This is a genomic window from Pseudomonas fluorescens, assembly GCF_902497855.1.
Lineage (GTDB): Bacteria > Pseudomonadota > Gammaproteobacteria > Pseudomonadales > Pseudomonadaceae > Aquipseudomonas > Aquipseudomonas fluorescens_BI.
Genome location: NZ_CABVHU010000023.1, coordinates 94,366 through 108,160, shown reverse-complemented (window position 1 = coordinate 108,160; position 13,795 = coordinate 94,366). Strand labels below are relative to the sequence as shown.

At 62.1% G+C, this 13,795-nt stretch carries 9 protein-coding genes and 1 pseudogene; 5 read left to right on the top strand and 5 right to left on the bottom strand.

Annotated features, from left to right (window positions below; translation table 11 throughout):
- A pseudogene (locus F8N96_RS35605) lies at positions 1–216 on the top strand (hypothetical protein); the annotation flags it as partial.
- A gap of 67 nt (positions 217–283) precedes the next feature.
- Here F8N96_RS35605 and F8N96_RS31280 read toward each other — a convergent pair.
- Both F8N96_RS31280 and F8N96_RS31270 read right to left on the bottom strand, forming a co-directional pair.
- Positions 284–1,276 (bottom strand): FAD:protein FMN transferase, encoded by a 993-nt coding sequence (locus F8N96_RS31280; protein WP_412071832.1) that lies wholly within the window; start codon positions 1,274–1,276, stop codon positions 284–286.
- Positions 1,277–1,608: 332 nt separating this feature from the next.
- Positions 1,609–3,072 (bottom strand): glyceraldehyde-3-phosphate dehydrogenase, encoded by a 1,464-nt coding sequence (locus F8N96_RS31270; protein WP_150801087.1) that lies wholly within the window; start codon positions 3,070–3,072, stop codon positions 1,609–1,611.
- Between the two features lie 362 nt (positions 3,073–3,434).
- Between F8N96_RS31270 and mfd the strand changes: the two genes are divergently transcribed.
- The 3 genes from mfd to F8N96_RS31255 are packed head-to-tail and all read left to right on the top strand — an operon-like array spanning position 3,435 to position 10,181.
- Positions 3,435–6,884 (top strand): transcription-repair coupling factor, encoded by a 3,450-nt coding sequence (gene mfd, locus F8N96_RS31265; protein ID WP_150801086.1) that lies wholly within the window; start codon positions 3,435–3,437, stop codon positions 6,882–6,884.
- A gap of 10 nt (positions 6,885–6,894) precedes the next feature.
- Positions 6,895–7,485, top strand: a complete 591-nt coding sequence (locus tag F8N96_RS31260; protein ID WP_150801085.1) for a CsiV family protein — start codon at positions 6,895–6,897, stop codon at positions 7,483–7,485.
- A gap of 5 nt (positions 7,486–7,490) precedes the next feature.
- Complete coding sequence (locus tag F8N96_RS31255) at positions 7,491–10,181, top strand: DEAD/DEAH box helicase (RefSeq protein ID WP_150801084.1); 2,691 nt, start codon at positions 7,491–7,493, stop codon at positions 10,179–10,181.
- A gap of 143 nt (positions 10,182–10,324) precedes the next feature.
- Here the strand turns inward: F8N96_RS31255 and F8N96_RS31250 are convergent, their stop codons facing one another.
- From F8N96_RS31250 to F8N96_RS31240, 3 genes are all read right to left on the bottom strand, one after another.
- Complete coding sequence (locus tag F8N96_RS31250; RefSeq protein ID WP_150801083.1) at positions 10,325–11,062, bottom strand: S-methyl-5'-thioinosine phosphorylase; 738 nt, start codon at positions 11,060–11,062, stop codon at positions 10,325–10,327.
- An 11-nt stretch (positions 11,063–11,073) separates the two neighbouring features.
- The gene (nagZ, locus tag F8N96_RS31245) at positions 11,074–12,084 is read right to left on the bottom strand and encodes a beta-N-acetylhexosaminidase (RefSeq protein WP_150801082.1); all 1,011 of its coding nucleotides are present in this window, start codon (positions 12,082–12,084) and stop codon (positions 11,074–11,076) included.
- 155 nt (positions 12,085–12,239) lie between these two features.
- A complete protein-coding gene (locus tag F8N96_RS31240; RefSeq protein ID WP_150801081.1) occupies positions 12,240–12,947 on the bottom strand; it encodes a TetR/AcrR family transcriptional regulator in 708 nt (235 codons plus the stop codon).
- Positions 12,948–13,176: 229 nt separating this feature from the next.
- Here F8N96_RS31240 and lexA point away from each other — a divergent pair, with 229 nt between their 5' ends.
- Positions 13,177–13,785, top strand: coding sequence for a transcriptional repressor LexA (lexA, locus tag F8N96_RS31235; RefSeq protein WP_150801080.1), 609 nt, complete (start codon positions 13,177–13,179; stop codon positions 13,783–13,785).
- Positions 13,786–13,795 lie beyond the last annotated feature (10 nt).

Below are 13,795 nucleotides of genomic sequence, written 5' to 3'. Positions count from 1 at the left end.
TTTTCGAAACCCATCGTCGCCGTTGATGTAGGCCTCAACGGCTGTGATTTTGAACTGCACGGAATACTTGCCCATTGGAAACACCCCAAAAGTCAGGATCTGTGTCCAACTTTTGGGGGTCAGTTCAGGGCGCCGCGTTTAGCCAGTAAGCACGCGTTATCGTTGACGACCATCGCGAGCAAGCTTGCTCCTACAGGGGCCGTGTTTAACCAGTAAATACGCGTTATCGTTGACGGCCATCGTCGGAACGCCGCCCGGTGCAAGCTCATACGGCATTGCGTGATCACTCGGACTTGGCACCGCTCAGGCGCTCGAAAGCCTGATTGGTGCGTATGACGAAACCGGTATCGGCACGAATCACAAAGAATGCGCCGATATCCTGTTGTTCGGCGTAGTCCCAACCCCGTACCGGGCCGAGAATCAGCAACAGGGTGGACAAGCCATCGGCCATCAGCGCTGAAGGATGAATCACCGTGACTGATGCCAGGGTGTGTGACACCGGTGCCCCAGTGCGGGCGTCGAAGGTGTGGGAGTAGCGCTTGCCGTCCTGCTGGAAATAATTGCGGTAATCACCGGACGTGGAAACACTGTAGCCGTCGACCGCCAGGATGCGTTGCGCGACCTGCCGATCATCCCGCGGCTCCTCGAGGGCGATGCGCCAGGGCGAGCCATCGAGTTTCCTGCCGGCCGCCTTGAGTTCGCCGGTGGCCTCGACGAGGTAATTATGGATGCCCATCGCGTCGAGCCTGGCGGCAAGGGTGTCGACCGCATAGCCGGCGGCGAGGCTGTTGAAGTCGACTTCGACCGCGGCGTCCTTGCACAGCTGATCGTTTTCGATGCGCAGATGCTGGTAACCGACGCGCTGGCGCACGTCGGCCAGCGCCTGGGCGGAAGGGACTTTTTCCTCACGGCCTTGCGGGCCGAATCCCCAGAGATTGAGCAAGGGTTCCACCGTCAAGTCGTAGGCCCCTTCGCTCTGTTCCGACAGCTGCTCGGCGACGCGGACCAGCTTGAGGATCGGCGCGGGCATGGTCTGGCAGCGATGGGCGGGCAGCGCGTTGAAGCGCTCGATGGCGGAGTCGCTGCGGTAGGTCGACATCTGCCGATCGACTTCAGCGAGGATCTTCTCGACCTCGACCCGGACTTCGGCCGGCGCCGCAAGCCCCTTCTGGCGCAGATATTGGATTGAATAGGTGCTGCCCATGGTCGGGCCACCGAAGCTTTCCATGGAGTCGCTGTTGCCGCAGCCGGACAACGCGCCAGTCAGCACCAGCATTGCAATCAGCCGCCAGCTCAACAACACCTGCATCTCCTGAAGAGTCCCCTGACACAACGCCAAGGCCAGCCATTATGCGATAGAAAGGTGGGAGCAACTGCCTTGATGACCCTTATTCTGAAAGCATATTGATAGACAGCTGAACTCCCACAGGTTTCGCGCCGGCAAGATCGTTCCCACGCTCTGCGTGGGAATGCAGCCCGGGACGCTCCGCGTCCCAGAAGCGGACGCGGAGCGTCCATTGAGGCATTCCCACGCAGAGCGTGGGAACGATCACCCACAAACAAAAACGCCCCGACCAAAGCCGGGGCGTTTTCATGTGCAGCTAGTGCTTAGCGCGGAAACGCTGGCGGGTTAACCCCAGCCATGTCTTCCATCACACGCACCACCTGGCAGCTGTAACCGAACTCGTTGTCGTACCAGACGTACAGCACAACGCGGTTGTCCTGAACGATGGTCGCTTCAGCGTCCACCACGCCTGCGTGGCGCGAGCCAACGAAGTCGGTGGAAACCACTTCCTGCGAATTGACGTAGTCGATTTGCTTGTGCAGATCGGAGTGCAGCGCCATGTAGCGCAGGTACTCGTTCATCTCTTCACGGGTGGCGCCTTTCTCAAGGTTCAGGTTGAGAATGGCCATCGACACGTTCGGCGTCGGAACACGGATCGCGTTACCGGTCAGCTTGCCGGCCAGCTCAGGCAGGGCCTTGGCAGCAGCGGTGGCAGCACCGGTCTCGGTGATTACCATGTTCAGCGCGGCGCTACGGCCACGGCGATCGCCCTTGTGGAAGTTGTCGATCAGGTTCTGGTCGTTGGTGTACGAGTGAACCGTTTCGACGTGACCGTTGATGATGCCGAACTTGTCATTCACAGCCTTCAGCACCGGCACGATGGCGTTGGTGGTGCAGGAAGCGGCGGACACGATCTTGTCGTCAGCGGTGATTTCACCGTGGTTGATACCGTGAACGATGTTCTTCAGCTTGCCCTTGCCAGGCGCGGTCAGAACGACGCGGTCGATACCCGGGCAAGCCAGGTGTTGGCCCAGGCCATCGGCGTCACGCCATACACCGGTGTTGTCCACCAGCAGCGCGTCTTTGATGCCGTACTGGGTGTAATCCACTTCAGTCGGGTTTTTCGCGTAGATAACCTGGATCAGGTTGCCGTTGGCGGTGATGGTGTTGTTGGCTTCATCAATGGTGATGGTGCCATTGAACGAACCGTGCACCGAGTCGCGACGCAGCAGGCTGGCACGTTTGACCAGATCGTTCTCGGCGCCCTTGCGAACCACGATGGCGCGCAGACGCAGGCCGTCGCCACCACCGGTTTTCTCGATCAGGATGCGCGCCAGCAGACGACCGATACGACCGAAGCCGTACAGGACAACGTCGGTACCGGTACGGCCGGAACCATTCTGCTTGCCGACCACATCGGCCAGCTCGTCACGGACGAAGTCTTCGGCGCTGCGGCCATTGCCTTCGGCTTTGAATTTGACAGCCAGCTTGCCCAGGTCGACCGACGCGGCGCCCAGCTTGAGCTCGCTCATCGCCTTGAGCAGCGGGAATGTTTCGTGGACGGACAATTCGCTGTCATCGGACTGGCGATGGCGAGCAAAGCGGTGAGCTTTGAGAATCGCGATGACAGACTGGTTGATCAGACTGCGGCCATAGATCGAGCTCACCACGTTGTTATTGCGGTAGAGCTGACCGATAAGCGGAATCATCGCTTCTGCGAGTGCTTCACGGTCGATCCATTCACCAAGACACTGGTCGGGCTTCTGAGTCACGGTAACCTTCCACATGTAGGGGCAGAAAAAAGGGGCTACATTATGCCGCCGAGTGGCCCCCGTAGCAATGCGCGCCTGTCGCGCAATCAGTAACAACTTTTCCTTCAAAAAAATCGCGCGCCGCGCCAGCCCAGTAAAACCGGGGGTTGCAGCCGAGTCAATTTTTTGGAGACAGCGCTGCCTTATCCGTAACCATCCGTAACACTGGTTCGTTTTGCCACTACATAATCCGTGATTTTTACTGAAAAACGACGCGATTTTGTCTTTACCACTACATTTGTCTCTCTTGAGGAATAGACACAGTCTGCAACTGACAGGCGGCACCCGGGACCGTTACAATTACCGACTTTGTCGCAACGCTTGGAGCTCAACCTTCCGTGCCCGTTCTGCGTCTACCGCTTCTCCCTGCCGCGGCAGGTAAACAGCACTGGGGCAACTTGCCCGGTGCCGCCCTGAGCCTGGCCATCGCCGAGGCTGCCAGCGCAGCCAAGCGCTTTACCCTGCTCGTGACTGCCGACAGCCAAAGTGCCGAACGGCTGGAACAGGAGCTGGGCTTCTTCGCCCCGGATTTGCCCGTGCTGCATTTCCCGGACTGGGAAACCCTGCCCTACGACCTGTTCTCGCCGCACCAGGACATCATTTCCCAGCGCATCGCCGCCCTCTACCGGCTGCCGGAGCTGAGTCATGGCGTGCTGGTGGTGCCGATCACCACGGCCCTGCATCGCCTGGCGCCGACCCGATTCCTGCTCGGCAGCAGCCTGGTGCTGGACATCGGCCAGAAACTCGACGTCGAGCAGATGCGCACCCGGCTCGAGGCCAGCGGCTATCGCTACGTCGACACGGTGTACGAGCACGGCGAATTCACCGTGCGCGGCTCGCTGATCGACCTGTTCCCGATGGGCAGCAAACTGCCCTATCGCATCGACCTGTTCGACGACGAAATCGAGACCCTGCGCACCTTCGATCCGGAAAACCAGCGCTCCATCGACAAGGTGGACACCGTTCGCCTGTTGCCGGCGCGAGAGTTTCCGCTGCAAAAGGATGCGGTCACGCGCTTCAAGGCGCGGTTCCGCGAGCGCTTCGATGTCGACTTCCGGCGCTGCCCGATCTTTCAGGACCTGAGCAGCGGGATCACCCCGGCCGGCATCGAGTACTACCTGCCGCTGTTCTTCGACGAAACCTCGACCCTGTTCGATTACCTGCCCCAGGACACGCAAGTGTTCTCGCTGCCGGGCATCGAACAGGCCGCGGAAAACTTCTGGAACGACGTGCGCAATCGTTATGAGGAGCGCCGCGTCGATCCGGCACGGCCTTTATTGCCGCCCGCCGAGCTGTTCCTGCCGGTGGAAGACTGCTTTGCGCGCCTGAAGGCCTGGCCACGGGTGGTCGCCAGTCAACAGGACGTGGAAACCGGCGTCGGCCGCGAACGCTTCCCCGCTCGCGAACTGCCGAACCTGGCCATCGAAGCCAAGGCCAGCCAACCCCTGGCGGCGCTGGCCGGTTTCCTCGACGAGTTCCCCGGGCGCGTGCTGTTCACCGCCGAGTCCGCCGGCCGGCGCGAAGTGCTGCTGGAATTGCTCGAGCGCCTGAAGCTGCGGCCGAAAACCGTCGACAGCTGGCCGGACTTTGTCGCCAGCAAGGAGCGCCTGGCGATCACCATCGCGCCGCTCGACGAAGGCCTGATGCTCGACGACCCGGCCCTGGCCCTGGTCGCCGAAAGCCCGTTGTTCGGCCAGCGCGTGATGCAGCGCAGGCGCCGCGAGAAACGCGCCGACGCCAACAACGATGCAGTGATCAAGAACCTCACCGAGCTGCGCGAAGGCGCGCCGGTGGTGCACATCGACCACGGTGTCGGGCGTTATCTGGGCCTGACCATTCTTGAGATCGACAGCCAGGCCGCCGAATTCCTGACCCTCGAATACGCAGAAAACGCCAAGCTCTACGTGCCGGTGGCCAACCTGCACCTGATCGCCCGCTACACCGGCAGCGACGATGCCCTGGCCCCGCTGCACCGCCTCGGTTCCGAGACCTGGCAGAAAGCCAAGCGCAAAGCCGCCGAACAGGTGCGCGACGTGGCCGCCGAACTGCTCGACATCTATGCCCGCCGCGCCGCTCGCGAAGGGTATGCCTTCGAAGATCCGAAAGCCGATTACGCGACCTTCAGCGCCGGCTTCCCGTTCGAAGAAACCCCGGACCAGCAAACCACCATCGAAGCGGTGCGCAGCGACATGCTCGCGCCCAAGCCGATGGATCGCCTGGTCTGCGGCGACGTCGGTTTCGGCAAGACCGAAGTGGCGATGCGCGCCGCCTTCATCGCGGTGCACGGCGGTCGCCAGGTGGCGATCCTGGTGCCGACCACCCTGCTCGCCCAGCAACACTACAACAGCTTCCGCGACCGCTTCGCCGACTGGCCGGTGAGCGTGGAAGTGATGAGCCGCTTCAAGTCGACCAAGGAAGTCAACGCCGCGGTCGCGGACCTGGCCGAAGGCAAGATCGACATCGTCATCGGCACCCACAAACTGCTGTCCGACGATGTGAAGATCAAAAACCTCGGGCTGGTGATCATCGACGAAGAGCACCGCTTCGGTGTGCGCCAGAAGGAACAGCTCAAGGCCCTGCGCAGTGAAGTCGACATCCTCACCCTGACCGCCACGCCGATTCCGCGCACGTTGAACATGGCGGTGTCGGGCATGCGCGACCTGTCGATCATCGCCACGCCGCCGGCCCGCCGCCTGTCGGTGCGCACCTTCGTCATGGAGCAGAACAAGAGCACGGTCAAAGAGGCCCTGCTGCGTGAGTTGCTGCGTGGCGGCCAGGTCTATTACCTGCACAACGACGTGAAGACCATCGAGAAATGCGCCGCCGACCTCGCCGAACTGGTGCCGGAAGCGCGGATCGGCATCGGCCACGGGCAGATGCGCGAACGCGATCTCGAACAGGTGATGAGCGACTTCTACCACAAGCGCTTCAACGTGCTGATTGCCTCGACCATCATCGAGACCGGCATCGACGTGCCGAGCGCCAACACCATCATCATCGAGCGGGCCGACAAATTCGGCCTGGCACAGCTGCACCAGTTGCGCGGCCGGGTCGGTCGCAGCCACCACCAGGCGTATGCTTACCTGCTGACCCCGCCACGCCAGCAAATCACACCCGACGCGGAAAAGCGCCTGGAGGCGATCGCCAACACCCAGGACCTCGGCGCGGGCTTCGTGCTCGCCACCAACGACCTGGAAATCCGTGGCGCCGGCGAACTGCTCGGCGACGGGCAGAGCGGGCAGATCCAGGCCGTCGGCTTCACCCTGTACATGGAAATGCTCGAGCGCGCGGTGAAGTCGATCCGCAAGGGCGAACAGCCCAACCTCGATCAGCCGTTGGGCGGCGGTCCGGAAGTCAATCTACGGGTACCGGCGTTGATTCCGGAAGACTATCTGCCCGACGTGCACGCGCGACTGATCCTGTACAAGCGCATTGCCTCGGCCACCGATGAGGATGGCCTCAAGGACCTGCAAGTGGAGATGATCGACCGTTTCGGCCTGTTGCCGGAACCGACCAAGAACCTGATGCGCATCACCGCGCTGAAGTTGCAGGCCGAGCTGCTGGGCATCAAGAAAGTCGACGGCGGCCCGCAAGGCGGCCGGATCGAGTTCGCCACCCAAACGCCGGTCGACCCGCTGACGCTGATCAAACTGATCCAGAGCCAGCCCAAACGTTACAAATTCGAAGGCGCGACGATGTTTAAATTCCAGGTGCCGATGGAGCGCCCGGAAGAGCGCTTTAATACTGTAGAGGCGCTGTTCGAGCGCCTCATTCCGAAAACTGCTTGAAGGACGCCGCATGCGCCTGTTTCACACACTGACCTTGTTGATGGCTTTGGTCGTCCCTACGTTGATGACTCTGGTCATCCCGACGGCATTTGCCGATGATCTGTATCAGGTCGAAATGATCCTGGTGCGGCAAAACGCGGTGCCCGCCATTGTCAGTCGCGCCGCGCCGGAAGACTGGGCGGCCGGCGCCCAGCGCATCGCCCCCGACAGCTTTCGCACGCCGAGCCTCAACCCCGAAGTGGACAAGCTCACCGCCAGCAACGACTACACGGTGTTGCTGCACAAGGCGTGGCAGCAGAACCTCGGCGAAGAAGCCACCAAAGTCGCGATCAGCGACGGGACGGAACAGTTCGGCCAGTTCCCGATCGAGGGCACGCTGAGCCTGAAACTGGGACGCTTTACCGACGTCGACGCGGATTTCTGGGTCAACCAGATCGACGCCAACGGCATGGTCACTGCCAGCGAACGCCTCAAGCAGGAAAGCCACACCAAGAACGGCCAGCTGAACTTCCTGGACAACGGCCACCTCGGCCTGCTGATCAAGATCACTTCGCTGACCGCCCCTGCGCCTCGGCCGGTCCCCGATGAAATTCCGGACTGATCGACGTGTCCCCGACCCTGAGCAAACCCCTGGCACCTTCCTGGGTCAGCCGATTCAAGGAACAGAGCCTGGAGCGTGGCCGGCGCTACGCACTGGAAAATCGCGTCAGGATAGTCGAGGCCGGCGACGCCACCATCATTGCCGCCTGCGAAGGCTCTGGCGGTAACGTTTACCGTCAGACCATTCGCCTGCGGGAGTCGGCCAAAGGCACCCTGCTGATGATCGACGCCCATTGCTCGTGCCCGGTCCACAGCAACTGCAAACACTGCGCAGCGGTGCTGTTGCAAGTGCAGGAAACCCTCGCCTACCCGGCCGCCGCCAAAGACGCCGAACTGCTGGAAAAACTCCAGGCGGTGCTGGAAAACCGCAACCCGAAAGCGCCGCAAGTGCTGGTGGACAACGTGCAACCGGTGCCGCGCCTGTGGCTGGCGAGCGTCGAGTTCAGCGCCTTTGAACCGCGCAACGGCAAGATGCAACGCTACATTCAGCATCGCGCCGCACTGTCGTTCAGCTACCTGGATGAATACGTCAGCGGGCAGAAGAACGCCGACGTGCTGATTCGCCAGGAAACCCAGACACTGCGGATAAAACGTCACCCGGAAATCGAACAGTCCTACAGGGAACAGTTGCGAATCCTCGGCTTCAGGGTCGCCACCCGGCAAAGCAAGGCCTTGCCGGAAAGCGCCGGGGAACTGTTCGAGATGGTCAACGACAGCGCCTGGCTGACCTTCACCCTCAATGAGCTGCCGAAGCTGCGCACCCAGGGCTGGGAGTTGCAGATCGACGAGGACTTCGGTTTCGACCTGACCGCGGTGGACGACTGGTACGCCACGGTCGACCAGGCACCGGAACGGGACTGGTTCGACCTGGAACTGGGGATCATCGTCAACGGTGAGCGCCTGAGCCTGCTGCCGATCCTGTTGAACCTGATGCGCTCCCACACCGAGATCCTCAACCCCGAGCGCCTGGCGCGACGGCGCGACGACGAGCTGATCCTGGTGAACATCCCCAACCGCCCCAATTCCGAGTATGGGCCCTTGCAAGTCGCCCTGCCCTTCGGCCGCTTGAAACCGGTGCTGGCGACCCTCGGCGAGTTCTATCTGCAAGAGCCCGGCGAGACCACCCTGCGCCTGAGCAAGGCCGACGCCACGCGCCTGAATCCCCTGGAAGACCTGCCGCTGCTGTGGGAGGGCGGTGAACAGATCCGCACCTTTGCCCAGCGCCTGCGGGACATCAAGGATCACACCGCGACCGCCCCCGAAGACCTCAACGCCACCTTGCGTCCGTACCAGCTGGAAGGCCTGAGCTGGATGCAGTCGTTGCGCCAACTGGAAGTCGGCGGGATTCTCGCGGACGACATGGGTCTGGGTAAAACCCTGCAGACCCTGGCGCACATTCTCAGCGAGAAAAACGCCGGCCGCCTGGATCGGCCGTGCATGGTGGTGATGCCCACCAGCCTGATCCCCAACTGGCTCGACGAAGCGGCGCACTTCACGCCGCAACTCAAGGTGCTGGCGCTGTACGGCGCCAGTCGCAAAAAGCATTTCGACCAGCTGGCCGATTACGACCTGATCCTCACCACCTATGCGCTGCTGCCCAAGGACGTCGAGCGGCTGGCGGCGCAGCCGTTGCACGTGCTGGTGCTGGATGAGGCGCAGTACATCAAGAACCCCAACAGCAAGGCCGCCCAGGCCGCGCGCGAGCTGAATGCGCGCCAGCGCCTGTGCCTGAGTGGCACGCCCCTGGAAAATCACCTGGGCGAGCTATGGTCACTGTTTCACTTCCTGTTGCCCGGCTGGCTTGGCGATGTAAAAAGCTTCAACCGCGATTACCGCGTGCCGATTGAAAAGCGCGGCAGTGAAGTCAGGCTGCAACACCTCAACGGCCGGATCAAACCCTTCCTGTTGCGCAGGACCAAGGAACAGGTGGCCACCGAGCTGCCGCCGAAAACCGAGATCATCCACTGGGTCGAACTCAACGAAGCCCAGCGCGATGTGTACGAAGCCATGCGCCTGGCGATGGACAAGAAAGTCCGCGACGAGATCACCCGCAAGGGCGTGGCCCGCAGCCAGATCATCATCCTCGAGGCGCTGCTCAAGCTGCGCCAGGTGTGCTGCGATTTGCGCCTGGTCAACGAAGCGACCCTGCCCGCGCGCGGCAGCAGCTCGGGCAAGCTCGACAGCCTGATGGAAATGCTCGAGGAGTTGTTCGAGGAAGGACGGCGGGTGTTGCTGTTTTCGCAGTTCACTTCAATGCTGGCGCTGATCGAGGACGAACTGACCAAACGCGGTGTCGCCTATGCCCTGCTGACCGGCCAGACCCGCGACCGCCGCACGCCGGTGAAGGACTTCCAGAGCGGCAAGCTGCAGATTTTTCTGATCAGCCTGAAGGCTGGTGGCGTGGGCTTGAACCTGACCGAAGCGGACACCGTGATCCACTACGATCCATGGTGGAACCCGGCAACGGAAAACCAGGCGACCGACCGTGCGTATCGCATTGGCCAGGAGAAACCGGTATTCGTCTACAAGCTGATTGCCCGGGGCACGGTGGAAGAGAAGATCCAGCACCTGCAGAAGGAAAAATCCGACCTCGCGGCCGGCGTGCTGGACGGGCGCAAGGCCGGGGACTGGAAGTTGCAGAGTGATGATATCGAAGCGTTGTTTGCGCCGTTGCCGGAGAAGCTGGAGAAGCGCTGAAATTTGCAGTGCCTGGTAGGCCGCCTTCGCGAGCAGGCTCGCTCCCACAGGGTTTTGTGTCGATCACAAATAATGTGGGCAACATCCATCCACTGTGGGAGCGAGCCTGCTCGCGAAGGGGTCACCTCGGTTTAACGCCAGGCTCAACCTTTGAGCACCCGCGCCAACGTCGACGCCACCGTCCCCATCCCGTCCCGCAACGCCTGCTCGATCTCGGCCATGCTGATCACCGCCGCCGACTTGCCCGCCGCCGGGTTCACCACCAGCGCCAGGCAGGCGTAATCCAGCTCCAGCTCGCGGGCCAGTGCCGCTTCCGGCATGCCGGTCATGCCGACGATGTCGCAGCCGTCGCGCTCCAGCCTCTCGATCTCCGCGGCGGTTTCCAGACGCGGTCCCTGGGTGCAGGCGTACACACCCTGGCTGGCAAAACCGACGTTCTCGGCCACCAATGCCGCGATCAGCTGCTGACGCAAGGCTTCGCTGTAGGGCGAGCTGAAATCGATGTGGGTCACCTGTTCGAGATTATCGGCGAAATAGGTGTGTTCGCGACCACTGGTATAGTCGATCAACTGATGTGGCACGCACAAAAACCCGGTACTCATCATGGGGTGAATCCCGCCCACGGCAGTGACCGCGAGAATCGCCTCGGCACCGGCCTGCTTCAGCGCCCAGAGGTTGGCGCGGTAGTTCACCCGATGCGGCGGGATCCGGTGCGGATGACCGTGGCGCGCGAGGAACAGCACCTCCTTGCCGGCGTACTCACCGACCTGCACCTCGGCCGAAGGCGCACCGTAGGGCGTATCCACCGCCAATGACTGGCGAATGTCCAGGCCCTCGAGCCGGGTCAGCCCGGTGCCACCGATGATCGCGTAAACCGTCATGGGCAAAGTCCTCAATCAATCAGTTGAGCTTCTCTGAGCGCGCCGACAGCAGCCAGCCAGCGCGGGTGCTGACGATACTCGACGTTGGCGAAGGCCTGGCCGCGCATCCGCGCAATGCGTGGCGACGGTTTGACTTTCAGGCGCTGGGCGGCGCTCAGCGCGAGCTCGGCGGCGGCGCGGTCGTTGCACACCAGGCCCATGTCGCAACCGGCCGTCAGCGCCGCTTCGATACGACTGGCGGCATCGCCGACCACATGGGCACCCGCCATCGACAGGTCGTCGCTGAAGATCACACCGTCGAATTGCAACTCGCCACGCAGGATGTCCTGCAACCAGCGGCGGGAGAAACCGGCAGGCTGGGCATCGACCTGCGGGTAAATGACGTGGGCCGGCATGACGGCCGCCAGTTGCTTGCTCAGGCGGGCGAACGGCACCAGGTCATTGGCGCGAATGTCATCGAGACTACGCTCATCGTTGGGGATGGCAACGTGGGAATCGGCCTCGGCCCAGCCGTGGCCGGGGAAGTGTTTGCCGGTGGCCGCCATGCCGGCGCTGTTCATGCCGCGGATGAACGCACCGGCCAGCAAGGCCGCGCGCGCCGGGTCGCCTTCGAACGAACGCGTGCCGACCACGGCGCTGCGCTGGTGATCCAGGTCCAGCACCGGGGCGAAGCTCAGGTCGAGGCCGACCGCCAACACTTCGGTGGCCATGATCCAGCCGCACTGCTCGGCCAGGTAATCGGCATTCGGGTTGTCGGCAATGGCACGCATCGCCGGCAGCCGCACGAAGCCCTGGCGCAGGCGCTGCACCCGACCGCCCTCCTGGTCCACGGCCAGCAGCAGATCGGGACGAATGGCGCGGATCGCCGCACTCAATTCACGCACCTGGCGCGGGTGTTCGATGTTGCGCGCAAAAATGATCAGGCCACCCACTTCGGGTTGACGCAACAATTGGCGATCTTCGGCCGTCAGCCAGGTACCGGCGACGTCCACCATCAACGAGCCTTGCAGGCCAGCAGTCATAGAAATTCCTTGATAACGATGAACCCTGCTCGCACGCATTGCTCACCCCGGGTGATAGCCCGGTTGGCGAAAACAATGGGGTGCAGGTTCGAAACGAGAGTCGGCATGGGCGCCCAGCTTAGCGGATGTCCGCTGCCGCGCCCACCCGTGCGGGGTCAAACCTTGGCGGCAAAGGGTGTCGATTTGCTACGCGGGCGCAGCTGCGCGGTGGCCATGGCCGTGTCGGTCACGCCGGTTTCGGCGCGCATGCCGGCCGCCAGGAACGGCACCATCAGCCGCATGACCTGCTCGATGGAGGTGTTGACGCCGAAGTCGGTCTCGGCAATCGCGCGCAAGGCCTTGATCCCCGACATGCTGAACGCCGCGGCACCGAGCATGAAGTGCACCCGCCAGAACAGCTCGATCGGTGGAATCCGCGGCGCGGCCTCGTTGACCAGCGTCATGTAGCGGCGGAACACCTTGCCGTACATGTCTTCCAGGTAACGCCGCAAATGGCCCTGGCTCTGACTGAAGGCTAAGCCCAGCAAGCGCATGAAGATAGACAGGTCGTTGCCGCTGCGTGGCTGTACCACCAGGGCTTGCTCGACGAGGATTTCCAGCAGTTCTTCAAGGCTCGGCTTGTTTTCCGGCTTGGCCTGCCGCCGCTCCAGCTCTTTGTCGAGGCTGATGCAGAACGGGCCGAGAAAGCGCGAGAAGACCGCCTGGATCAGCGCCTTCTTCGAGCCGAAGTGATAATTCACCGCCGCCAGATTGACCCCGGCCTTGCTGGTGATCAGACGCAACGAGGTTTCGGCGAAACCTTTTTCCGCGAACAATTGCTCGGCAGCATCGAGAATGCGTTCAACGGTTTCCGACTGGGCCATGGCTACTCCGCCTGACAAACACTTGTTTGAAACATACGTTTCAGTCCCAGCATTGTCAAGTCTGGCGGTTCGTTTCGGGAATGGTCGGTCAGCTATTTAACCATACATCGGCGAAGCTTTAATCAGCGGCTTGCTCGACCGTCTGGCGGCCGGCAAAAAAAGGGGCATTGCCAAGACCGTTCCACTGTATATAATCCCAGTCACTGTATAAAAAGACAGAGCGATCAATATGCTAAAGCTGACGCCACGCCAAGCAGAGATTCTGGCCTTCATCAAACGTTGCCTGGATGACAACGGCTACCCGCCGACCCGTGCGGAAATCGCTCAGGAACTGGGTTTCAAGTCGCCCAACGCGGCGGAAGAACACCTCAAGGCCCTGGCCCGCAAGGGCGCAATCGAGATGACCCCCGGTGCCTCCCGTGGCATTCGCATCCCCGGTTTCGAAGCCAAGTCCGACGAATCCACCCTGCCGATCATCGGACGCGTGGCGGCCGGCGCCCCCATCCTCGCCCAGCAGCACATCGAAGAGTCCTGCAACATCAACCCGACCTTCTTCCATCCCCGCGCCGACTATCTGCTGCGGGTCCATGGCATGAGCATGAAGGACGTGGGCATTTTCGACGGCGACCTGCTGGCCGTCCATACCACCCGTGAAGCCCGCAATGGCCAGATCGTGGTCGCGCGGATCGGCGACGAAGTCACCGTCAAGCGCTTCAAGCGCGACGGCAGCAAAGTCTGGCTGCTGGCCGAAAACCCTGAATTCGCCCCTATCGAAGTGAACCTGAAAGATCAGGAACTGGTGATCGAAGGCTTGAGTGTCGGCGTCATTCGCCGCTAAAGGAGGCTTT

Excerpts from the sequence above, each read along its gene's own strand:
- lexA (WP_150801080.1), top strand. The coding sequence starts at position 13,177 with ATGCTAAAGCTGACGCCACGCCAAGCAGAGATTCTGGCCTTCATCAAA.
- F8N96_RS31260 (WP_150801085.1), top strand. The coding sequence starts at position 6,895 with ATGCGCCTGTTTCACACACTGACCTTGTTGATGGCTTTGGTCGTCCCT.
- F8N96_RS31280 (WP_412071832.1), bottom strand. The coding sequence starts at position 1,276 with ATGCTGGTGCTGACTGGCGCGTTGTCCGGCTGCGGCAACAGCGACTCC.
- F8N96_RS31270 (WP_150801087.1), bottom strand. The coding sequence starts at position 3,072 with ATGTGGAAGGTTACCGTGACTCAGAAGCCCGACCAGTGTCTTGGTGAA.
- F8N96_RS31250 (WP_150801083.1), bottom strand. The coding sequence starts at position 11,062 with ATGACGGTTTACGCGATCATCGGTGGCACCGGGCTGACCCGGCTCGAG.
- F8N96_RS31240 (WP_150801081.1), bottom strand. The coding sequence starts at position 12,947 with ATGGCCCAGTCGGAAACCGTTGAACGCATTCTCGATGCTGCCGAGCAA.
- nagZ (WP_150801082.1), bottom strand. The coding sequence starts at position 12,084 with ATGACTGCTGGCCTGCAAGGCTCGTTGATGGTGGACGTCGCCGGTACC.